The organism is Pontiella desulfatans (assembly GCF_900890425.1).
In the GTDB taxonomy this organism is placed as follows: domain Bacteria; phylum Verrucomicrobiota; class Kiritimatiellia; order Kiritimatiellales; family Pontiellaceae; genus Pontiella; species Pontiella desulfatans.
On record NZ_CAAHFG010000005.1, the window covers coordinates 217,217 to 240,997 of the forward strand.

General features: G+C 53.3%; 18 protein-coding genes and 1 pseudogene. 17 read left to right on the top strand and 2 right to left on the bottom strand.

Translation table 11 applies throughout. The features are described 5' to 3' along the window. The first annotated feature begins 142 nt into the window (after window positions 1-142). The 4 genes from E9954_RS31180 to E9954_RS31190 all read left to right on the top strand — a co-directional run bounded on the left by E9954_RS31180 (window position 143) and on the right by E9954_RS31190 (window position 2,613). Complete coding sequence (locus E9954_RS31180; RefSeq protein WP_136083226.1) at window positions 143-766, top strand: helix-turn-helix domain-containing protein; 624 nt, start codon at window positions 143-145, stop codon at window positions 764-766. 198 nt (window positions 767-964) lie between these two features. Then, window positions 965-1,168 (top strand): type IV toxin-antitoxin system AbiEi family antitoxin domain-containing protein, encoded by a 204-nt coding sequence (locus E9954_RS33215; protein ID WP_222847383.1) that lies wholly within the window; start codon window positions 965-967, stop codon window positions 1,166-1,168. Window positions 1,169-1,177: 9 nt separating this feature from the next. Then, complete coding sequence (locus E9954_RS33220; RefSeq protein WP_222847384.1) at window positions 1,178-1,492, top strand: type IV toxin-antitoxin system AbiEi family antitoxin domain-containing protein; 315 nt, start codon at window positions 1,178-1,180, stop codon at window positions 1,490-1,492. A 17-nt stretch (window positions 1,493-1,509) separates the two neighbouring features. Further along, on the top strand, window positions 1,510-2,613 hold the full coding sequence (locus E9954_RS31190; RefSeq protein WP_136083227.1) for a Fic family protein: 1,104 nt from the start codon (window positions 1,510-1,512) through the stop codon (window positions 2,611-2,613). Window positions 2,614-2,616: 3 nt separating this feature from the next. On the opposite strand, the gene E9954_RS31195 is transcribed toward E9954_RS31190, so the two are convergent. Then, window positions 2,617-3,915, bottom strand: a complete 1,299-nt coding sequence (locus E9954_RS31195; protein WP_136083228.1) for a tyrosine-type recombinase/integrase — start codon at window positions 3,913-3,915, stop codon at window positions 2,617-2,619. 748 nt (window positions 3,916-4,663) lie between these two features. Between E9954_RS31195 and istA the strand changes: the two genes are divergently transcribed. The 13 genes and pseudogenes from istA to E9954_RS31260 all read left to right on the top strand — a co-directional run bounded on the left by istA (window position 4,664) and on the right by E9954_RS31260 (window position 22,588). Next, window positions 4,664-6,154, top strand: a complete 1,491-nt coding sequence (gene istA / locus E9954_RS31205) for an IS21 family transposase (RefSeq protein WP_136078734.1) — start codon at window positions 4,664-4,666, stop codon at window positions 6,152-6,154. Further along, on the top strand, window positions 6,151-6,933 hold the full coding sequence (gene istB, locus E9954_RS31210) for an IS21-like element helper ATPase IstB (protein ID WP_136081560.1): 783 nt from the start codon (window positions 6,151-6,153) through the stop codon (window positions 6,931-6,933). Before istA ends, istB begins: the two co-directional genes overlap by 4 nt. 298 nt (window positions 6,934-7,231) lie before the next feature. After that, entirely contained in the window at window positions 7,232-7,615 is a 384-nt protein-coding gene (locus E9954_RS31215; protein WP_136083229.1) for a hypothetical protein, read from the top strand. A 626-nt stretch (window positions 7,616-8,241) separates the two neighbouring features. After that, window positions 8,242-11,037: a type I restriction endonuclease subunit R gene (locus tag E9954_RS31220; protein ID WP_136083230.1), complete on the top strand. Its 2,796-nt coding sequence runs from the start codon at window positions 8,242-8,244 to the stop codon at window positions 11,035-11,037. Window positions 11,038-11,081: 44 nt separating this feature from the next. Next, window positions 11,082-11,927, top strand: a complete 846-nt coding sequence (locus E9954_RS31225) for a DUF3800 domain-containing protein (protein ID WP_136083231.1) — start codon at window positions 11,082-11,084, stop codon at window positions 11,925-11,927. Between the two features lie 177 nt (window positions 11,928-12,104). Then, window positions 12,105-14,000 (top strand): tetratricopeptide repeat protein, encoded by a 1,896-nt coding sequence (locus tag E9954_RS32915; protein ID WP_187357974.1) that lies wholly within the window; start codon window positions 12,105-12,107, stop codon window positions 13,998-14,000. Next, entirely contained in the window at window positions 13,997-15,586 is a 1,590-nt protein-coding gene (locus E9954_RS31235; protein ID WP_136083232.1) for a restriction endonuclease subunit S, read from the top strand. Before E9954_RS32915 ends, E9954_RS31235 begins: the two co-directional genes overlap by 4 nt. Further along, window positions 15,583-17,154, top strand: a complete 1,572-nt coding sequence (locus E9954_RS31240) for an AIPR family protein (RefSeq protein WP_136083233.1) — start codon at window positions 15,583-15,585, stop codon at window positions 17,152-17,154. The genes E9954_RS31235 and E9954_RS31240 overlap by 4 nt, the downstream gene beginning before the upstream one ends. Window positions 17,155-17,199: 45 nt before the next feature. Next, window positions 17,200-18,441 (top strand): IS4 family transposase, encoded by a 1,242-nt coding sequence (locus E9954_RS31245; RefSeq protein ID WP_136077916.1) that lies wholly within the window; start codon window positions 17,200-17,202, stop codon window positions 18,439-18,441. Between the two features lie 341 nt (window positions 18,442-18,782). Beyond that, entirely contained in the window at window positions 18,783-19,532 is a 750-nt protein-coding gene (locus E9954_RS31250) for a hypothetical protein (RefSeq protein WP_136083234.1), read from the top strand. Between the two features lie 23 nt (window positions 19,533-19,555). After that, window positions 19,556-20,818: an AAA family ATPase gene (locus tag E9954_RS31255; protein WP_168442724.1), complete on the top strand. Its 1,263-nt coding sequence runs from the start codon at window positions 19,556-19,558 to the stop codon at window positions 20,816-20,818. Continuing rightward, window positions 20,815-20,976 carry a hypothetical protein gene (locus tag E9954_RS32845; protein ID WP_168442725.1) on the top strand — a complete coding sequence of 54 codons (162 nt, stop codon included), beginning with the start codon at window positions 20,815-20,817 and terminating at the stop codon, window positions 20,974-20,976. Before E9954_RS31255 ends, E9954_RS32845 begins: the two co-directional genes overlap by 4 nt. 98 nt (window positions 20,977-21,074) lie before the next feature. Beyond that, a pseudogene (locus E9954_RS31260) lies at window positions 21,075-22,588 on the top strand (N-6 DNA methylase). Window positions 22,589-22,741: 153 nt separating this feature from the next. On the opposite strand, the gene E9954_RS31265 reads toward E9954_RS31260, so the two are convergent. Next, window positions 22,742-23,677, bottom strand: a complete 936-nt coding sequence (locus E9954_RS31265) for an alpha/beta hydrolase (protein WP_136083236.1) — start codon at window positions 23,675-23,677, stop codon at window positions 22,742-22,744. Between the last annotated feature and the right edge of the window lie 104 nt (window positions 23,678-23,781).

Sequence of the window (23,781 nt, forward strand, 5' to 3'; positions counted from 1 at the left end):
GGGTCCAGGAAGAGTTTGACGTCACCAACTCCAATTTCAGCGGACGTATTACCATCGATAACTACACGGTTGTCGATGGGTAGCTCCTGATTCGGTAATCGACTGTCGTGTAGATTGATATGAAGGAATTTCTGCGCATATCATGTGCATGAATTCGGTCGTTCTGCTATACTTCCTCATTATGAGACCGAAACTTAAAATCACCTCCAGCACCTACACCCGTGAAGACCTTCTTGATCATATAGACGATGCTCATTTCCAGAAAAACTGGAAGGCGAAGCGTCGGTACCAGGTCATCCTTCATGCCTTGTCAGGAAAGTACACTACCGATGAAATCGCTGAGGAGGTCGGTTGCAGCCGGGCCAGTGTGACGAACTGGGTGAAGCGCTGGCGGGAGGGTGGTACTTGGGCATTGGAGAAAAACAACTACAGGCCTACCCGCCAACCTGCACTTACCGAGGAAATGGTAGTCGATTTAGTCGAGCATCTGACAGCGGGCCTGATAAGCGGGGGTAAAGGACATGAAAGCATACAGGTCTGGCTGAAGGAAAGGTATGATCTGGATCTGGCGATTACGGCGGTGGACTACTGGTATTCAAAAATCTGGGATCGGTTCTGTAAGGGGGAGTTGCAAGACTGCGATGCTTCTCCAAAAAATCCCCACGAGGTCGATCTCGGGCTTCGGCAGAGGTTGGAGGATCGGGAAAAGAAGAGAGCAGAGCGGGATAGAAGGCGTAGGCAGCTAGGTCTAGTAGCTTGTGCTTAAGTTTTCTTCCTTTGTGGTCACAAATGACATCCCTGTGTTTTGATGACGGACCAAGAGTGTTCGGTCTGACAATAGGTTTAGGGGATCCGGCTGGTATATTCAGTGTAGACCAATTGAAACTGATAGTGTTTGCAATGAAAATTCTAAAAGGACATATAGTCAGCATTAAATTAATTAGTGTGGAAATTATGTCTTTAAATGAAGGCAGGCACCAGGCAGATATTTGAGGTGCATGGCGGGCAGTTGCGCATGCATGCAGCGCTTGCGGGGGGCATAAGCCGGACGCAGCTCTATTCCCTGCGGGACCGCGGGGATATTGAGCTGGTATCACGTGGTGTCTACCGGTTGTCTGATCTCCCGGCGCTGGGCAACCCCGATTTGGTAACTGTGTCCCTGCGCTAACCGAAAGCGGTGGTTTACCTGATCTCCGCTCTCTCTTTTCATGAAATAACCACACAGATCCCGTTCGAAGTCTCTGTGGCGGTACCGCGCAACACGACCCTGCCCAGGCTCGATTATCCGCCGTTTGATGCCCACTGGTTTGCCGGAGCTGCTTATGATTCCGGAATCGAAACGCATGTTGTCGATGGCGTCCGGGTTCAAGTCTACTCCCCGGAAAAGACGCTGGCCGATTGTTTCAGGTTTCAGAGCAAGCTGGGAACCGAGGCGGTGAGCCGAATAACAGTATTAATCGGCTCATTATATTCTTCCTTTGTGAGCCGATAAAGTGCCATAAACGGCTCATGAAATATATCTGGCAGCAGGATAATTGGCCTGAATTCCAATACGATTTGACAGGAATTCAGGAGAAAATGATCCGTTTTACCGAAAAAACGGGCCGGGTTGACGGTTTGTTGTCCGCCCTTCCTGAATCACTCCGGATGGATGCCGTCATTGAGTTGATGGTTGCCGAGGCTGTAAAAAGTTCTGAGATCGAGGGCGAAATGCTTAGTCGTCCTGACGTGATGTCCTCGATTAAGAATAATCTCGGTATACCTTCGAGGCCCAGGCATGTGAGTGACTCCCGAGCAAGGGGAATTGCGGAGTTGATGGTTTATGTCAGGGACGATTTCGCCCATGCTTTAAGCCGGAAAATGTTGTTCACATGGCACTCGATGCTCATGGAGGATAACGCTTATGTGAAGTCGGGGGCATGGCGCTCGCATTCAGAGCCCATGTTGATTGTATCGGGTACAGTCGGCAGCGAGCAGGTTCACTACGAAGCCCCGCCATCGCCGCAGATTCCCGGGGAAATGAAACGCTTTGTCGAATGGTTTAATGCTACGGCACCGGGGGCGCAGTATGAAATTTGTTATGCGCCCGTTCGTTCTGCTTTGGCTCATCTCTACTTCGAGTCCATTCATCCGTTTGAGGACGGTAATGGGCGAATCGGCCGGGCCCTTTCCGAAAAGGTTCTGTCCCAGGGATTGGGCAGGCCGGTGGTTATGAGTCTGTCGCGTTCCATTGATGAGGACCGGCAGGGCTATTACGACGCCTTAAAACTGGCTCAACAGGCCGGTAGAGTAACGGAGTGGCTCGAGTGGTTTGTGAACATGCTGATGAATGCTCAAACGCAGGCGGAGACCGAAATTGAATTCACCCTGAAGAAAACCAGGTTGTTTGACCGCGTTGAAGGTGAGCTCAACGCTCGGCAGTTGAAGGCTGTTCGCCGTATGCTCGCTGAGGGGCCTGCTGGGTTCGAGGGCGGTATGACGGCAAAAAAATACATGGCGATTACGAAAGCAACCAAGCCCACAGCTACCCGCGATCTGCAGGATCTTGTTGCCAAAACAGTGTTAATTCCTGAGGGAAGCGGGCGCAGTACGCATTACCAGGTAAATATCTGAAGACTATACCGCTTTCGTCATAGGAATGATCTTGGCCTCTTTTGCGGGTGCGATCTTGAAATAGGCCTTGGCCTGATTCTTCCGGTTTTTAGCTAGGCCGCGGTAGTGCTTAAACAGCATCTTTGTATCGGTGTGCCCCAGTTCCTGAATGGTGTCATCCATGGTGTTCAAGGCTAAGTAGTAGGTGGCGAAGGAGTGCCTAGCTCCATCCTGGATGTATTTAACATCGAGATCCTTGAATATGGCCCGACGCCAGCTTCGGAGCACAGTATCGGAATAGGGGAAGACCGGTGCGTCGTCATCACCGCGATACGGGATCAGCCACTTTTTGAGATTGGCCGGGATGTGAACGATGCGAGCCGTTGAGGTTTTCGAGGTATCTGCATTTACGTGGATCTCATCCAGCTGCAGGTCGATGTCCTTCCACTTTAGCCGGGTGATCTCGTTGGGGCGTATGCCGACAAAGAATGCCAGGGCCATATAGGGGATTAGACTGCTTCGCTCTGCAGGCACAAATTTGCCGTCAACCTTCACCTTCCTGACTGGGCGTTTTTTCCCGTTTTTCAAAGTTGCGGCCTCCTCGGTGAAATCAACGCAGGCCTCCATGATGGTGCTGACATCTTTGGCGGTATAAATCTCCGGAGTGTGAGAGGGTTTCTTGATTTTCCGTGTGCGTTGTACCGGGTTCGCTTTGATTTTGTCCTGAACAATGCACCAGTTAAAGAAACCGCTGAGATAGCGACGGTGATTATCGCGACTGGTAGCCTTGAATTTCTGTTTATCCAACCAGTCATCGACATCGGAGGGCTCAATGGTGTCGATGGCGAGGTTCTTCATATCGGCCTGAAACTTAGAAAGTCGAATCTTATATTCCTTATATGAGCGCTCTCGGATCTCGTCGTCTTCATAGCGTTGTTTCTGGTAGGCGTAGTATTGATCAAGCAGCTGGCCGGTGCCATTGGTGTGGTCGACTTCCTGGTTATGTTTGATGTAGAAGGCGGCGGCTTCCTTTAGATTAATACCGAACGGCTCAAGCATTTCGAGAGCGGCTACTGCGTCTTTCCGCTGGCGGTCGGAGAAAGCCAGAACCTTTACGCCCTGGTTCTTTGCTGTATTGCTCTTCTCAAATGCGCAGTTACGGGCTTTTTGTAATGACGTAAAAGACTGGCGTACATGTTTGCCGGTGGATCTCCCTAGGTCGACCTGGTATCGTTTACCCGCTTTGGTGGTAATCAGGCGTATTCTGTAACCCGCGTGAATCTCGTACCCATCATCTTTGATCGTTGGTTTATTTTTGCTCATGACATCCCTTTCAATGCAACCAGCATAACAAAGATCCTACCCCAAACAAGTTATGGTTGCATTGAAGTTGCATCGAGATTTTTAAAATATATGTAAATAGCATATTTAGAACGGTGTACCAAAATGTGGTTTTCGGATTTGTAATCCGTTGGTCGTCAGTTCGACTCTGACCGCCGGCTCCACTCTCAAGCCCCTGTTTTCAGGGGCTTTTTTTGTGTTTTAACCCTTCTATTATTGATCTAAATGAAAGTGGGCGTTTTTGGGGTGTTGCTTTTTCCTGCTCTTGCCTGCTTCAAATTTCCACTCCTCAAACTAGGGGGTTTTGTAACCATTCTGTAACCAAATTCAGGGGGTTCTGTAACCAAGATTAGACCTCTGTATTCAAGAAGACGTTCTGCATCTAGGCGATGAGCATTGCATGGGAAGTTTAAGCGCAGGGAAAACTATCTCCCGAAGTGCATAACCCAAAGTAGGAAACTGATATGCGGCTACACTTGTTTCTGGTTAACGATGGGATGAGGGATTCAGGGGGAATAACCCCTTAGGCTTATCTTTTCACAAAAACCACGAAATTATTCCAATGTGACTCAAGTTGCTTGGTGTGTAAACGCCGGTTGAAAAGTGCACCGGGCGGCGGGGCGGTCTAAAAGTGTAACACTCCAACTAAAACTTCCGGATTTCCGGACGGATCGGGCAACGTGGTTGCCTAACCGTTTCGGAACCGGGAGGTAAAGGAGTGTACATAGACATGCAATGGTGGACCGATATCAGACGAAAGGTGCTTGTTGAAGGCGTCAGCAAGCGACAGGTTAAGGCCGAGTACAGGATTCACACCAAGACGCTGGAGAAGATTCTGGCGCACCCCAAGCCTCCGGGATACCGGATGGCCCAGCCGAGGCCGAAGCCCATGATCGGGCCGTTTCTCGGTCGGATCGACGAGATTCTCCGGCAGGACCGGGAGTTGCCAAAAAAGCAACGGCATACGGCCAAGCGGATTTTTGATCGCCTGAAAGAGGAAGGATACACCGGCGGGTATACGCAGGTGAAAGATGCCGTGCGCAACGCCCGGGTGCGTCTGAAGGATGTCTACATTCCGCTGGCCCATCGGCCCGGAGAGGCGCAGATGGATTTCGGCTATGCCCTCGCTAAAATAAACGGCCAGCTTCGGAAGGTCGCATTTTTTGTGATGAGCCTGCCGTATTCGGATGCGGTTTATGTGCAGGCCTACGAAAAGATCTGCACGGAGGTTTTCTGGGATGGGCATGTGAGGGCCTTCACCTTTTTCGATGGCGTACCCTGCCGTATCAGCTACGACAACGAGCGGGTGATGGTGGCCAAGGTGATGAAGCGCCACCAACGCAAGCTCACCGACGGGTTCCTCCAGCTCCAGAGCCACTATCTGTTCAAGGAACACTTCTGCAACGTGGCCCGAGGTAACGAAAAGGGCGTGGTCGAATCGATGGTGCGCTATACTCGTTCCAACTTCATGGTTCCGGTGCCGGAGGTTCGTAGCTTTGATGAGCTCAACCGCATGCTTGAAGAGCGTTGCCGGGAGGAGCTTGGGCGTAAACTGCGGGGCAAGGACGGAACGAAGGGGCAGTTGCTGGCCGATGAGCGTGGCCGTTTTATTGATCTGCCGGTCGTGCCGTTCGAGTCCTGCCGGGTGCGAACCTGCACCGCCAGCTCCTTGTCGCTCGTGCGTTTCGACGGCAACGATTATTCGGTGCCCGTGCGCTACGCCCACTACGAAACGGTGGTCAAGGGCTATATCGACCGGATTGTGGTCTGCCGGGGCGATGAATGCATCGCCGAACATCCCCGGTTGTGGGGCAAGGCCGGCGTCCATTTCAACCCCGTGCACTATCTCGCACTGCTCGAACGCAAGCCCGGCGGGCTCGACCACGCCCGGCCATTGGAAGACTGGAAACTGCCATCCTGCTTTCGGGATCTGCGCAGCAGGCTGGAGGCCGATCTCGATGGCGAAGGAACCCGGGAGTACATCAAGGTGCTGCGTCTGCTCGAAAAGCATTCACCCAAGGAACTGGCCCGGGCCGTTGAGCAGGGGCTGCGTTGCGGGGCCTCCTCCCGAGACGCCATTGCCCAGTTCCTCATTCCCCGGCCGGAATGGCGATGCACCCGGTTCAGCCTCGACGGCCATGAGCATCTACGAGAGGTCCAGGTGGACTGCGTCGATGTGGCCGACTACAACCGTCTGCTCGGACAGGAGGTGGGCGCATGAGCACGAAGACCCCGTCGCATGTACTGCTCGAGCACTACCTTAAAACGCTGAAGCTGCCGAGTGTCCTGCGGGAGCACCGCAAGATGGCCTCGGTCTGCCAGGCCGAACGGGCCGATTACTCGACCTATTTGCTGCGGCTCATCGAACAGGAGATTCACGACCGGGAACAACGGGCCGCCGAACGCCGCCTCAAGTCCGCCCGTTTCCCCGTTGTGAAAACCCTCGACAGCTTCCGGTTCGAGGAGCAGCCCTCGATCAACCAGCCGCTGGTGAGGGAACTAGCCCATGGCGAGTTTATCAAGGAGCGGGAGAACGTGCTGCTGATCGGCAACAGCGGAACCGGAAAAACCCACCTCGCCACCGCCCTGGCCTTCGCCGCCTGCCAGATGGGCTTCAAGGTGCGGTTCTTCGGCGTCACCGCCCTGGTCACGCAGTTGCTCGAACGCCGGGAGGAAAGGCAGCTTGACCGGTTCTTCAAGCAACTCGAGCGCTCCGACCTGCTCGTGCTCGATGAACTCGGCTACGTTCCGTTCTCCAAGCTGGGGGCAGAACTGCTTTTCGAAGTCGTCAGCCGGGCCTACGAACGCACCAGCGTCGTGGTCACCACGAACCTGCCCTTCGAATCATGGACGGAGGTGCTGGGCTCGCAGCGGCTCACTGGCGCTTTACTCGATCGATTGACCCACCGGGTCCATATCCTCGAAGCCAATGGTGAAAGTTTCAGGCTGCAGGACTCATTGCGCCGCCGGGGACAGCGGCAGAAAACAAAGAAACCGTAGGAGCAATTGACACCCGCAAGGAAGCGGGGTAATTAACGAAAAAGTGTTACACTTTTGGGCCGCCGCCCGGTGCACTTTTCAACCGGCGTTTACACTAAAGCACCCTGTTGACAATGCATATAAATAAGGATCGATAAAGATAGTGATCACTTAAAAATTGATTGCCTGCATTCCATGTTCTACCTTATCTCTGGAAGATCCCTAGCGTCTCGCGGAGGCCAAGGGGGTCGCGTAACAAGCGCAGGCCTAAGCGCTACCTATACCGGAAGGTCTGCGCACAGCCTAGAAAAAGGAAAGAATGAAAAACGCAGCAAGAAAACTTATGTCGGCCATGGTGATCGGAACCATTATCGCACTTGTTGGGTGCGGAGGGGACGATGGGGGGAATGGTGATAATTATGAGAGTGCCGGTGTTGGTCTTGGGTCAGGAAACAACGATCTGACGATTATCAATGAATCTTCCGAGTTACTTGAATATGAGGTGAACTTTGGAAACCTTACCTTTACAGGAGCTCCCGGTTCCTATTACACGAGAGAATTCCACTGCACGCCATCATCCTACCCTGCGGCCGTATCGATTCGGATAGGAACCATGGAGGTATCGTTGGACTACCATATCGAAGGTCAACCGATCACGGTGAAATATGCGGGGTCAAACAAGCCTTTGGAATATAGCTATTAGATTGCCTGGGAAGAACCAGGGCATCACCTAAATGGGTAGCCGCCCGTTAAGAAACGGGTTCAACGGGAAGCTAGGCCGAGCCGGCAACTCTACTGCTTGAAGGCGGGACGTTTATTGCGAAGCCTAGGCTGAATACCCTACTGCTTGCTGCGATTTGTGGAGGATCGACGGCCTCGGCGACTTCCGAACGCAACGCTCGGAGGCCCGAGCCGCTCCAAATAGGGCCGCTATTCGGCTCAGGAAGGTTCTCCCGATATGGAATTTATCTGAAGTTCCGCCCTTGCAGGAAAATGGATTGCCACAAAAAGTCACAAGGAACACAAAGACAATTCCGTTCAGCGGGTTTTAGCGCTTCTTGTGCCTCTTTGTGGCCAATAAATACAAGTTGGGTTAATCCGGTATGACACGTTCCGGAAACCGGCGGTTTTATATTGAGTGTTTCACGTTTCGACCGCCCCGCCGCCCGCCGCACTTTTCAACCGGCGTTTGCACCCCGCTTTACTAGTAAAAAATACTAAACTCTCCCGTTTCAGGAAAATATCTTTTCAAGGGTTGGGCTTGCTCGAAATCCTTGGAGTCTCTAGTCTTTTTACGTTCATCGCGTAATAAGGCGAAGGGGCGGGGGAATGACGAATCAGAATCCGGAGCAGGTTGCCAGGGAAAACATTGACCGCATGTTGGTCGATGCCGGCTGGCTTGTGCAGGATTACAAGGCGCTGAACCTTGGGGCCGGGCCGGGCATTGCCGTGCGCGAGGTCACCCTCAAGTCGGGCCGGTGCGACTATCTGTTGCTGGTGGATCGTCAGCCCGTCGGCGTGATCGAGGCCAAGAAGGAGGGCACCACGCTTTCGACGGTGGCGGAACAGTCGGGCCGCTATGGTGAAAACCTTCCCGATTTCTTCCAGATCGAAGGCCAGCTCCCGTTCTATTATGAGTCCACCGGCATAGAGACCTACTTCCGCGATGAGCGCGACCCCGAACCCCGATCGCGCCGGGTGTTCTCATTCCACCAACCGGAAACCTTTTCAAAGTGGCTGGCCAAGGACACGACGTTGCGCGAGCGGCTGGCCAACATGCCGTCCGACCATCCCTTGAATACGGATGGAATGCGCGCCTGCCAAATCGAGGCCATCACCAATCTCGAGTGTTCGTTTGCGGAGAATCATTCCCGGGCTCTGATCCAAATGGCGACGGGGGCGGGCAAAACCTACACCGCCTGTGCTTTTGTTCATCGGCTTATCCGCCATGGGGGAGCAAAGCGCGTGCTATTCCTGGTTGACCGCGCAAACCTTGGCCGGCAGGCCAAGGGCGAGTTCGACCAATATGTCATGCCCGACACGGGCCGCAAGTTTACCGAAGAATACAACGTTCAGCATCTGACCTCCAACAAGCTCGATTCCGTTTCCCGCGTAACCATCTGCACCATCCAGCGGCTCTATTCCATGCTACGCGGAGAAGAGCTGGAGGAAGACATCGACGAAAAATCCGGTTTCGAGTTGGCACAGGCCGACAATCGCCCGAAAGAGGTCGCCTACAATCCGACCATTCCCATAGAGGCTTTTGATTTTATCGTCACCGACGAATGCCACCGTTCCATCTACGGCCTGTGGCGGCAGGTGCTGGAATATTTCGATGCTTTCCTGGTCGGCCTCACCGCCACACCCTCCAAGCAGACCATTGGTTTTTTCGACCAGAATCTGGTGATGGAATACAACCACGACCGTGCGGTGGCCGACGGCGTGAACGTCGGCTACGAAGTCTACCGCATCAAAACCAAGGTCACCGAGCAGGGTTCCAAGGTCGATAAGGGATTTTACGTCGATAAGCGCCACAAGGAAACCCGCGCGGTGCGGTGGGAAAAACTGGACGAGGATTTGGCCTATGCCTCCAACCAGTTGGATCGTTCCGTGGTCAATCCCTCGCAGATCCGCACCGTGCTCACGGCGTTCAAGGTTGCGCTGGCCACCGAAATATTTCCTGGCCGGAAGATGGTTCCTAAAACCCTGATTTTCGCCAAGGACGATTCGCACGCCGAGGACATTGTGCATGCCGTACGCGATGTATTCGGGAAGGGGAACGATTTTTCCAAGAAGATCACCTACCAATCCAAACATCCCGAAACGGGCAAGCCGGCCAAGGGCGAGGAGCTGATTGCCCAGTTCCGTACATCGCCCCAGTTGCGGATTGCGGTGACGGTGGACATGGTCGCTACCGGCACCGACATCAAGCCGCTCGAATGCCTGCTGTTCATGCGCGATGTCCGTAGCCGGGTCTACTTCGAGCAGATGAAAGGTCGCGGCACCCGTGTGCTGACCTCCACCGATTTGCAATCCGTCAGCGGCGCCGATGCGCATGCCAAAACCCACTTCATCATTGTTGACGCGGTGGGGGTGTGCGAGAGCGATAAAACCGACTCCCGCCCGCTGGAGCGCAAGCGCACCGTTGCGTTCGACAAGCTGATGCTTGGCGTCGCCATGGGCAAGCGCGATGAGGATACCCTGACCTCCCTGGCCGGGCGGCTCGCCAAGCTGGATCGGGAGGTGACCAAGGAACAGGCGGAGGAAATCACCGAACTCGCCGGAGGCAGAACCCTTTCGGATATGGCCGGGGGATTGTTGGATGCCGTCAATCCCGACAAGATTGCCGAAAAGGCGGCGGGGCCGGGCGCCGAACCGCAGGAAGTGGCGGAAGAGGATTTCGAGGCCGCGCGCAAGGAACTGATCGACGAAGCCTGCTCACCATTCGACAGCCCCGAACTGCGCGAAAACCTGGTGAAGGCCAAGCAGGAGTTGGAGCAGACCATCGACACGGTAACCATTGACGAGGTCATTGAAGAAGGAACCGGTTTCGATGCCACCGCCAAGGAAAAGGCCGCCGGCCTGGTCACCTCGTTCCGGGAATACATCGAAGAACATCGCGCCGAGATAGAGGCGCTGCAGATTCTCTATAGCCGTCCCTACAAAAAACGGCTGACCGAAAGAATGCTCAAGGAACTCGAAGCCAAGCTGAAGGAACCGTTCGGCCCGGTTCCCGTTGATTCGGTGTGGAATGCCTTTGAGCGGATCGAGGGGCGCAGCGTCAAAGGTCGAAAGTCGGTTGCGCATCGTTTCGCGGATTTGGTGCCGCTCATAAGCCATGCCTTGGAACAGCAGCCCGTACTCAAACCTTTTGCCGAGTCCGTCGAGGAACGGTTTAACGACTGGCTGATGGATAAGGCCAAGGCCGGGGCCACGTTCACGCCAGACCAGCTCGCTTGGCTCAACATGATCCGCGACCACATTGCAACCAGTCTCAGCATCGAAACCGACGATTTCGACTATGCCCCCTTTACCCAGGAAGGTGGCCTTGGCAAGGCCGCACTGTTGTTCGGTTCCGATTTGCACTCGATTCTTGAAGAGCTGAATGGGACTCTAGTGGCATAAATGGGAGTATAAGCGCTCTTCGGAATCGGGATTGTTTAGATGCGATGAAAGACAAGGAATATATAATTTTTTGTGATGAATCTGCCAAGAAGGGAGAGTTTTACTCGAACTTCTATGGGGGTGTGATGGTCGGATTGTCGCAATACGATCGTATTAAGGAGCGGTTGGAGTCGAAGAGGGATGAGCTAGGCTTCAGAAATGAACTGAAATGGCAGAAGGTTACCGATGCTTATCTCGATCGATATATAAGTTTTATTCAGGTCTTTTTCGATGAGTTGCGCGCCGGAAACCTGAAAGTACGTATCATGTTTCGCCAAAACAGGTATGTTCGCAGATTCGATGACCCGGAGGAAAAGGCGCTTGAATATTTCAAGCTCTACTATCAGTTCATCAAGCATAGCTTTGGACTGAAACACATGGAGCATGCCCATCCGGAAGTTTACCTGCGTCTGTATTTTGACCAGTTTCCAGACACTTCAGAGCGGGCGGAGCAGTTCAAAGGATACCTCGGAATGTTGGAGGCAATGCGCCACTTTGAAAAAGCGCGCATCCGTATTCGGGAGGGTGATATTACTGAAATTAAGTCGCATGAGCACATTTTGTTGCAGGGATTGGATATTGTTCTGGGATCGATGTTTTTTCGGTTAAACGACCTGCATAAAGCCATCCCCGAAGGGAAGCATCGCCGGGGGAAACGAACCGTAGCCAAAGAAAAGCTCTATAAATTCATTCTATCTGAAATCAAGACGGTGTATCCCAATTTCAACATTGGAATCTCAACGGGGGCAAAGAGTGAAGATGCTTGCTGGAAGGATCCATATCGGCACTGGAAGTTCGTGCCAAGGGATCATGTAATAGATAAAAGCAAAGGAAAGCGGGCAAAAAAATAAACCCCGCCTTGCCTACGATGTATCTGACGCGGAGCGTTAGACTTCGGCTTGGTAGGGTCTAACGGCAACCTAAATGATTGCCGCTGTTAGTCAAACAATAAATTGGGCGAAATCGGGGATTTTAAAGGGGTCTGCACCTGAAAAAGGAAAACTGCACGTTTAACTATCGGTAACAATATGAGCTTATTTAGGGGGAAATTTGGGAAAGGGCGGAAGGAGAGTACCGTTCGGGCCGGGGCTAAGGTGAGCCGGCCGGAGAATCCGGCCGACGATCCCAACCTGATCAAGGTGTTCGATACATATGGCCGGGAAATGTTCATCACCCGCGAGGAGTGGCGCGATAATATTCTGATGGGCAACATCGAAAAGGCATGGAACAACCCCGACGAGTTGTATGGTTTGATCGTCCAATCGTTGCGTGATGAATTTGTCGAAGAAATCGTTCCCGCGTCGGAGCAGTTGCATAAGATTGATCCTGATCCCGCGCGCGGCGCCACCATTCTCGGCATTGCTTACATGGAAACCGGGCAGCTGAAAAAGGCTGAGCAGGTATTATTGGGCCACCTTTCCAAGCATGGAAAAAACGGGGTGGTGATGACCAACCTAGCCAAGGTTTATTCCACGCAAGGGCTTGGTGAGAAATCATTGAAAACGTTGTGGAACGCGCTGGAAGCCGATCCCAATCAGGATAACGGTGTTGGCTGGTATGAAGTGATTCATCGGGAGCAGGGCGGTGACCAAGCCGGGCAGGATGCGCTGCGTCGTATTGCCGCCATCCGCGGAAGCTGGCGCGCGCAATTGTGGCTGGCCCGTTCAGAACTTGAAAAAGGTGATCTGAACAAAGCGCTCGGTTTCTATAAGGAGAGTCTGGCCAATGCCGGAAAGCCCGTGCCCGTCGACCTGCTCAAGCAAATGAGCGGGGATCTGGGCAACAGCGGCCACCTGAAGGAAATCATTGAATGGGCCGAACCGCATTTCGATGCCGGAATCCACGGCATTATGGTGGGAAATAATCTGATCAAGGCCAACCTGGATCTGGGCAACCTCGATGCCGCGCGCTCTATTCTCAACCAGCTCTATGCCCTCAAACGTCCCGACTGGCGTGAAACGCTGAGCTTCTGGGATACCGAGCTGGGCAAGGCGCGTATTGGCGACGGAGCACCGCCCGAAGAGCCGCTTGGTGTCACCATGATGTCCATCGAAGGGCCGTTGTGGATGCGTTCCGGTTCTCCGTTTAAGGATTTGAATCCCGTGAAGGCCGAAGGTGTTCCTGTCATTGGAATCCTGGGCAGTACGGCCATTTATGCCCAACCGCTTGAAAAAGCCGTTACCCAACTGGCTGATACAACGGGCCGGTTAAGTCGTGCATTGCCGATCGCGTTGGTTGAGCAAATCCATTTTAGAACCGATGCCGCGGCCCATGCACTCATCCCCTGGGCGCAGGGGCAGGGATTCGCCCTGTTCGGGAAACCCTATGCCGACGAAGCGTTGCGCGAAATGGCATCCGGCCAAAAGCTCCCGATGGATTACTTGGTCTACATCACGGTTAGCACCGTCTCCAATCCCTGGAAGCTCAAGGCGCAGTTGATGCGGGTATCCGACGGCGAAATGGTCGGGGCCGTCACGGCCGAAGCCAATCAAAACAGTCCGGGAGTGGGCGTTGAAGAGTTTCTTTCCAAGGTTCGGAACCTGATCGTTAAATGGTCGAACGTAAGTAATGTCAAAGCGCCTGAATGGTACCAGTTGCCCCGGGGCGCTGAGCTTTCCGACTATCTGCTGCGGCTGGAGCAACTCCTGGCCGTCAACTGTCATAACCTTGATTTTCTTGAAGGCGGGGGGCTCTCCGGTGAACGTGAAATCCTCGACGGCACGCTTCAGTATTGCGTCCGCAATCCTCAAAACGAAACCGCCCGCATGTTGCTGACCCAAACCCTGCGGCAAATGAAAAAGGCACGCCCCGAAATCATGCCCGAATTTAAGGAAAAGATGGAGTCGCTACAGAATGAATTTCCCATGTCTGGGACAATCGGCGAACTCGCCTCTACGGCCATCGCGGAGGTGTTTGAAGGATGAGCGCTTCCAAAGGTTGGAAAACTGAACGGCTTGGGGATGTTGCGAAAACATCGAGCGGTGGAACACCGAAACGTGGTGTAACCGATTATTACGGTGGTGACATCCCGTGGGTGAAATCTGGCGAGCTTGGTGATGGTACGGTTTACGATGTTCAGGAAACGATAACCCAGTCTGGATTAGATAATTCATCCGCAAAATTATTTCCCAAGGGAACTCTATGCATTGCGCTCTATGGAGCAACTATTGGAAAACTTGGAATACTGGGAGTCGATGCAACGACGAACCAAGCAGTGTGTGGCATCTTTCTTCCTGAAGACATTGATACGCAATACGTGTTCTATTTCTTGGAGTCGATTCGCAAAGATTTGATCAATCAGGGCAAAGGCGGTGCCCAGCCAAATATCAACCAAGGCATCATTCGCGATATTCAACTTCCAATGCCGGGAACTCTCGACGAACAACGCCGGATTGTGGCGGAGATTGAGAAGCAGTTTACACGGTTGGATGCCGGGGTGGAGGGTTTGAAGCGGGTGCAGGCCAACCTCAAGCGCTACCGCGCCTCCGTCCTCAAAGCCGCCTGTGAAGGAAAGCTCGTCCCGACCGAAGCCGAACTGTGCGGAGCAGATTTAACCACAGAGACACAGAGACTCGGAGAAAATGGTAGGGACGCCTCTCCGCAGGCGTCCGATCAGTCGCACCGTTTTGGACGAGAAGATGGTTTGGCCACAAAAAGGCACAAAAAACACAAAGACGGGGAATCTGAAAATCTCTGCGATCTCAGCGACTCTGCGAGGGATAAATATGAATTCGAAACAGGATCTGAGCTCCTCGAACGCATTCTGATCGAGCGGCGCAAAGCCCACGAAGAGCAGCAGAAAAACGCCCCCCTCAATCCTCCTTCGCCAAGGCTTCGGCGGACAAAGAAGAAATACAAGGAACCCGCCGCCCCCGATACAAAAGATTTGCCCGACCTGCCCGAAGGGTGGGTGTGGGCGACTGCTGAACAACTCACGACGCTTCTGACTAGTGGTTCGCGGGGGTGGGGCAAGTATTACGCAGATAAGGGTTCATTATTCATTCGCGCTCAGGACATAAAAACGGACTCGTTAAATTTATCAGGCGTCGCGCATGTTTCATTGCCAGAGAAGGCAGAAGGCATGCGAAGCTCGGTTGAAAACAACGACCTGCTTGTAACTATTACGGGGGCAAACGTAACGAAATCAGCAATGGTAAAAGGACTGGATGAGGTCGCTTACGTAAGCCAGCATGTTGCCCTTCTGAAGCCTGTTCGCAACGAAACGTCACCATTTCAGTTTGTATGGATTGTTTCACCTGCACATGGTCGGAATAGATTGGAGAAGTGGGCATATGGTGCGGGAAAACCGGGCTTGAGTCTCGAACAAGTGCGTAGCTTGCCATTGGGTTTACCTCCCCTCGCCGAACAAAAACGAATTGTGGAAGAAGTAGAGCGCCGCCTGAGCGTGATCGAGGAAATGGAAGCCGCCGTCGAAGCCAACCTAAAACGCGCCGCCCGCCTCCGCCAGTCCATCTTGAAAAAAGCCTTTGAAGGGAAATTGGTTAAATGAGCATTCTGCATGTCAATCAGATCGCAACTCGTATCCGTGAATCGTTTGAAGAACACATTCCGAAAGATGATTTCAATCCGAATGATCCTGAGCTCGATGTGAAAATTCAAACCCGTTGTCTAGCTGCATATGCGGTCAAATCCATTGCAGGGTGTCCTGAGATAGACGCAGGGGCATCCGTTACCGATGGAGGTAACGATAATGGAATCGACGCGGTTTTCTATTCCTCCACCTACAATCGTTTGGTTTTGGTACAATCCAAGTGGATCAAGGATGGCAATTCCGAACCCGACAGTGGGGAAGTTGTAAAGTTCTGCAACGGCGTTCGCGACCTCGTCAACAGTGATTTTGATCGGTTTAATGATCGCGTGCGTCGCCGTCAGAGCAGTATAGAGAATGCGTTATCTAGCTTTGAATGTCAGGTTGTTTTAGTGCTGGCCCATACGGGCAGGTCATCGTTGGCCGTGCATGCAACTAGACAAATAGATGATCTGTTAAGCGAACTGAATGACGCGAGTGAAATCGCGATTTTCGAGAATCTGCCGCAGGACAAAATATACACCATGTTGGCAGAGGGGGCGGCAGGCGGTGCCAACGAGCTGGAGTTTGGGTTGTCTCAATGGGGAAAAGTAGAAACGCCCCATACAGCTTTTTATGGGATGGTGACTGGAACCGAAATTGCGGCGTGGTGGAAGCAATACGGTGAAAGGTTGTTTGCGAACAATCTACGAAGTGTTCTCGGTAACACAGACGTTAATAAGCAAATAGCTTCTACTGTGGATATTCGACCAGAAGATTTTTGGTACTTCAATAACGGCATTACTGTTACCGCGAAGGATGTAATAAAGAGTCCTGCAGGGGGCGGCACTCGAGATTTAGGAACGTTTAAAGCCTCTGGTGCGTTTGTTGTAAATGGCGCTCAAACAGTTAGTAGTTTGGGGCGCTATGACGGAAGCGCAGAGAATCTAGAAAATGTGCGGGTACCATTGCGGGTAATTTCACTCGAAGCAGCTAAAGAGGATTATGGAACGTTAATCACCCGGACGAACAATACCCAAAACCGAATCGAAGCACGCGATTTTGCCTCGCAGGATCCAGAGCAACATCGTATTCGCATCGAATTACAAATCGAAGGAATCGATTACAATATCGCTCGTTCTGATGGCTTTAAACGGTCGGATACCGCATTTGATTTGGAAGAATCAACTATCGCTCTCGCCTGTGCAGAAGGAGATCCAAATCTTGCAGTTCAGGTAAAAAAGGAAATTGGTAAGTTTTGGGTGGATTTAGAGAAGTCACCGTATAAACGACTCTTCAATCCAACAACAACCTCGTTTTATGTATATCATGCAGTTCTGCTCCTTAGGCTGGTTGAAAGGCGAATAGATGAAATCCTGAAATTGTTGACGCGAAAAAGCGGCAAAAGATACGGAGTGTTGGTTCATGGAAACCGTTTAATTGCATCGGTTGTGTTTAGACGCCACCAACTGCCCAAGCGACTAGGCAGCGCAGAACTCCAAGTGGAAGAGCATTACGATTCTATTTCATTGTCATCCCATAGATATTGAAAAAAAAGGCTGGCATGTGCCGTTGAAATCCTCCACTCGGAGGGTATGAAAAAACAACATAAACACAAGCCAGCCGGACATAGGTATACAACCTTGAAACAATTGTGCAATCTGATTCCCGGACACATGGTGTCGAGCCTTGCGCAGAAGCATGGCGTGGACATTCAAAGCCGGACGTACACGCCGTGGAGCCATGTGGTTTCTTTGCTGTACGCCCACTTCTCCCATGCACTCGGACTCAACGATGTGTGCGACGCGCTCCAGATGAACGCGGCGGCGCTCTCTACCATCCGCGGCGCGGTTCCTCCGTCGCGTAACAACCTGAGCCACGCGAACAAGATCCGCAACGCGGACATGGCCGAAGAGCTCTACTGGTGCATGATGAAGCATCTGATGGATACAGTCCCGGGCTTCGCGAAGGGCAAGGTTCGGCGCGGATACCTCCGGCGCTTCAGCAAGACGATCCATGCGCTGGACTCGACCACGATCCAGCTCGTCGCCAACTGCATGGACTGGGCGAAGCATCGCCGCCGCAAGGCTGCGGCCAAGTGCCACCTGCGCCTCGACCTGCAAAGCTTCCTGCCCCGGTGCGCCATCATCGACACGGCGAAGCACCATGACAGCACGATGACCCAAAGCCTGTGCGCCGAGCTCAAACCCGGTGAAATCGCCGTGTTCGACAAGGCCTACAACAAGTTCAAGCATCTTTTCGAGCTGACGGTGCGCGGTGTCTGGTGGGTTGGCCGGGCGAAGGACAACATGCAGTACAAGGTGGTGCGCACCCTCGAAACCACCGGGCACAAGCGCATCCTGCGCGACGAGGTCATCGAGATGGTGGTCGAAGCATCGAAGAAAGCCTATCCGTGCGAGTTGCGCCGGGTCGTGGCGCTGGTCGAGATTAACGGCAAGGATGTCGAAATCGCCTTCATCACCAATCACCTGGAGTGGAGCGCGTGGACGGTCGCCGAACTCTACCGTTGCCGCTGGGACATCGAGGTGTTCTTCAAGGAGATCAAGCAGACGCTCCAACTCTCCGACTTCCTGGGCTACAGCGCCAACGCCGTGCGCTGGCAGATCTGGATGGGGCTGCTGGTCCACCTGCTGATGCGCTGCCTCGCGTTCATGCACGGATGGGAGCACAGCTTCAAGCGGCAGTTCACTGTTGTGCGCGCGGTGCTTTGGCGCCGGTGGAACCTGCCCGCCTTGCTGGATTCCTATGGGACAGCCAAACCGCCCGGCCGCATACGGGGTGCGCCGGAACAGGCGTATCTGCCGGGGTTTGTCTAAGAGCTGTGGGACAGCCATATGCACAAAGCGCGGAACCATGGTTAACCTTCAACAAAAAATCGGAATTGACTAAATGAATCGGACATCAGAAACCTTAACAAAAACGGGGTTTTACTCTCCGTCAGCACCACCTATGGGATGAATGTGATTCTATTTCTAAGCTGGTTGACCAAGCTGTGGACTCTTTAGAAGAGATGGTGGAGGAGCGATATGACGGTAACTTCCTAGCCGTTATCTTCAAAAATCCCACCAAGTCCAAAGAGCTCTTCGACATGTGTGTCGATGGCGTTAGGCGCAAGCAGGTTCAGTTGGATCTGGGGATCTAACTAGATAATGAATCCATGATATTTAATTCATACATAGGCATCGATTACTCGGGAGCAGGCGAACCAACGGGGCGTCGTCGCAACCTTCAACTTTATTTGACTGAGGGAGGCACTGAACCCGAGCAGGTGAAGGCTTCCAATGATTGGAACTGGAGCCGTCAACTTCTCGCGGAATGGCTCGAAAATTACCTGGCGACACACGACCGGGTAATTGTAGGGATTGATCATGGATTTTCATTTCCAAAGAGCTACATGCAGCGAAACAATATTCACACATGGGATCAGTTTCTGGCTGACTTTTCCAATCATTGGAAAACGGAGTCGGCCTCGGTTGAATCTTTCCGGGAAAACAATCCGCGCAGCGGTGATAGCAAAGAGTTCCGACTGACCGAGCAATGGACTTCATCAGCCAAGAGCGTTTTCCTTTTTGATGTGAACGGGAGTGTGGCCAAGTCCACCCACGCAGGACTGCCATGGTTGCTTCAGCTTCGAAGCCGGTTGGGTGACCGCCTCCATTTCTGGCCGGTTGATGGCTTTGATATTCCTGAAGGCAAATCCGTTGTTGCCGAAGTGTATCCTTCCATCTTCCGCAATCGCTATGAGCGCGATGGCCGAACAGGCGACGAACAGGATGCCTACTCCTGCGCTGCCTGGATGCAGCAGATGGATCGCAACGGTTTTCTGACGCAATATTTTCATCCACCGCTAACGGATGAAGAAAAACAGGTTGCGGCGCTTGAGGGCTGGATTCTTGGAGTTTATTAAAATGCCATGGAATGGAGATCCTTATGAGCAGTAAAACCATTATGACACCCGTGTTGAAGTTTTGGGGATTTAAGCAGCATCCGTTTGACGACCGGGTTTTGCGCGGTTCAGAACTGGAGCTGTTTGTTGACCGTAAAACCGAGATAAGGCGCCTTCAGAATGCATTGAGCAACCCGTTGTCGGGTGTTTTTGGTGCGCAGGGGGCCGGCAAAAGCTCGGTGTTATATAAGCTGGAAGAATGGGCGATCAGCGAAAGCTATCCCGTCGTGGTGACCCAGATGAGTGGTGCCAGCGAAAATCTGCTTTATCGGGAAATTCTGGCGGCGATCCTTCAGGAAATTAAGGCCGGCAAGGTGAAGGTTCTGGCCAAGCTGAAGCTGAAAGTTGACCAAGAAATTGAGCGGGTGCAAAACAGCATCAAATATACTTCGGCAGTTGAAGCGGCTGGTGAGGCCGGATGGAAGGCGATGCTGAACCTTACCCTGAAAGCGGGAATCAAAGAACAGGAAGAACGCGAGCTGGCACAGCACACTGAGGAGAGCGCCCTGGCATTGATCAAGAAAATCGCCATGCATAAAAAGGCACCTTTCGTGGTGATTGTTGATAATCTTGAACGAGCCAGGTTCCTGCTTGATGACGAGGATGCCTATTTCCGATTTGTTACCAAATTTTCGCAGACCATTGATGGCATGTTCTCTGATTTGGGCGTGCCGTTTGTCGTCTCGCTAGACCAAATTTTTGCCGACCGGATCAATGACAACCTGCCGGGTACTGAGGAGGCCGCATCGTTCTCCTTTGGCAAGTTGGTCGAGTTGTCTGTTTTTCCTCCACCTGAGCTGTACAAGTTGATCGCCCGGCGCTTGGAATGCCGAAAATGGGAGGGAGCGGTGGAAGATTTTGTTGAGCGGAATGCATTCTGGGCGTTGGTCGGTGCCACCGGCGGGCATTCAAGGCGGGCGTTTGCTGTGCTGCGCGAAGCTATGGAACTGGTTGCGGAAAGAAGTTCTGACAAGACCATTGGGCTGGAGCAGATGCGTACGGCCATCGCGCAGTGCGGGGAAAAGCTGGATGAGAAGGATTTGCTCATTTTGCAGTTCATTGAAGCGAACGGTGCGCGGTCATCCTCCGACGAGGATTTTTCAAAGGCGGTTGGCCTATCCCGTGTGCAACGGGGAAGGCGACTTAATGAATTGGTAGAGAAAGGATTGCTCCGGGTTGAAGAACAGAGCAGTGGGAAAACGAAGAAATATACCTATTTTCTGGTGAAGATTGATGAGGATGGTTGATTCTCACGCTGATTACGCTGATTACGCTGATTACGCTGATTACGCTGATTACGCTGATTACGCTGATTACGCTGATTACGCTGTTCACGCTGTTCACGCTGTTCGCGGAGTGGGGATTCCGGAAGAATCCGGCAATTGATGGCCGCCGCCGAAATTAGTGAAAAGGTCATAAAACACGCGAATTTGGCAGTTTTCCTAATAGTGAAGACGAACGAATCCGGAAGAATCCGGCAATTTTGATGAAGGAGATGTATTGATGACCAACCCGCAACAACTGGTATCCAAACTTTGGAACTACTGCAATATTCTGCGCACGACGGTTTGTCGTACGGCGATTATGTCGAGCAGTTGACGTTTTTGCTATTCCTAAAAATGGCGGAGGAGCAGGCGCAGTTACGCGGTAAGCCGTCGGCGGTGCCGGAGGAATATGGCTGGCCGAGCCTGATGGAGCGCGACGGCGATGAGCTGGAGACGCATTATCGCCATGTGCTGGAAAACCTAGGCAAGCAAAAGGGCATGCTGGGGCTGATCTTTAAGAAGGCGCAGAACAAGATTCAGGATCCGGCCAAGCTTCGCCGCCTGATTGTGGAGCTGATCGACAAGGAGCAGTGGACATCGATTGCGTCGGACGTGAAGGGCGATGCCTACGAAGGGCTGCTGGAAAAGAACGCATCGGACGTGAAGGGCGGGGCCGGGCAATATTTTACCCCCCGCGCGCTGATTGCGGCCATGGTGGATGCGATGGCGCCGCAACCGGGGCAGACGATCTGCGATCCGGCCTGCGGTACGGGCGGCTTTCTGCTGGCGGCGCATGATTATCTGGTAAAACACCACGAGCTCGACCGTGAGCAAAAGAAGGCGTTACGCAACGAAACCCTGTTCGGCATCGAGCTGGTGGACAGCGTAACCCGTCTCTGCGCCATGAACCTGCTGCTGCACGGCATTGGCGGTGATACAGATGCCAAGGAGCTGCCGGTAACCACCAAGGATGGATTGTCGGGCAAGCATGGTGAATACGACATGGTGCTGGCCAATCCGCCGTTCGGCAAAAAGAGCAGCGTCACCATCGTGAACGAAGCCGGGGAACAGCAGAAGGAAGCGCTGATCATCAACCGCGACGATTTCTGGGCATCGACCAGCAACAAACAGCTCAACTTTCTCCAGCACATTTTCACCATCCTCAAACAACATGGCCGCGCGGCGGTGGTGCTGCCGGACAACGTATTGTTCGAAGGCGGCGCCGGGGAAACCATCCGACGCGAGTTGCTGAAGCAGGCCGATGTGCATACCCTCCTACGCCTGCCGACCGGGATTTTCTACGCCCAGGGCGTAAAGGCCAACGTCGTCTTCTTCGACCGCAAACCCGCACAGGAAAAGCCGTGGACTTCCAAGCTCTGGATCTACGATCTGCGCACCAACATGCACTTCACCCTCAAAACAAACCCGCTCAAGCGCTCCGACCTCGATGACTTCGTGAATTGCTATTTTGGTGGGGACGTATCTCCGCAGGCGTCCGCGGCGGGCTCGGAGAGCCAGCCCTACCTTGGCAACCGTCACGACCGCAAAGAAACTGACCGCTTCAAAAGCTTCGACTATGCCGACCTCGTAAAGCGCGACAAAGCCAATCTCGACATTTTCTGGCTCAAGGATGAATCCCTGGAAGACTCCGCCAACCTCCCCGATCCCGATGTCTTGGCCCTGGAGATCACCGAAGACCTAGAAGCCGCCCTCGAACAATTCGCCACCATCGCCGAGGATTTGAAGGAGTAACGTGAAGGCAGATAAAAGCGGAAAGGAATAACAGTCGTTCGTTCGTGATCAAGTAGGATCAGGTGTAGCAACATCCTGTAGATCCTGTAATCCCGTCCCGCGAGCGTAGCGCTCCGATATTTTTCGAAGAAAACAATGACCAGCGGTCATGGTTCATTCCTTTTGCGCGAAGAAGGCTTCGGCGGTGTTGGAGCCTTGCAGGTATCCGTGCGAAACGAGGAAGGCGTCGGTTTTTTTGAGGGTGTCGAGGAAGGCGGGATTGCCCTTCTCTTTATAATTAAAGAAGCCGTGCCCCTGGCCTTCGTAGGGGACCAGTTCCACTGGGTTCCCCTTTTTCTTTGCCTGCCGGGTAAACAGTTCGGCGGAGGAAAACGGGACGGTCTTGTCGGCCGTGCCGTGGAATATGATGGTGGGTGGAATGCCGGAGCCAATGTGGTGGTAGGGCGAAAGCTGGTGGGAGGGGACTCCCATGCGAGCCTCCATGCCGGCAAGTTTTTTCGGGTTCCCGGAGTCATAGCCTTCCACCGGCGCGAGGACAAGGGCGGGGTTGAAGAGAACAAGCGCGTTGGGCAGGGCGCTGATGGAGGGGTCTTCGGTGGGGTCGTCGAAGGCGCTGATGGTGCCGAGCGCCCCGGCCAAATGGCCGCCGGCCGAGCCGCCGCCCGCCGCGATTCGGTTGGGATCGACGCCGAGGCGTTGGGCGTTTTGCCGCACCCAGCGGATGGCGGACTTGGCGTCGCTGAAGCAGGAGACCGCCTTTACGCCGTGGCGGCTTTTCACACGGTATTCGGCGCTCATGGCCACCATGCCGCGCGAAGCGAGATAGGTGCACTGTTTTTCAAATTGCGAGGGGGAGCCGCTGTTCCATCCGCCGCCGAAAAAAAAGACGATGGCCGGACGCGCATCGCCTGCCTTGTGGCCGTTGGGCTCGAAGATATGGATGGGCAGTTTTACGCCATCGATGGATTTGTAGATTTCGGCCCGGGCGCCGGGCAGGGGGTTGGGGGCATCCTTGGGTGGGGCTGCGGAAACGGTTCCCGCCAAAAGCACCACCAGGCCGGAGATGATTGCAATATTCCTAATCTTCATGCGAAACCTCGGTTATTGAATTCAAGTACGTGTTATGGAACAAAGGGCGGCGCGGTGCAACCCTATCGGGGCAAATGCCTCATATAAAAGCCATCTGACCGATT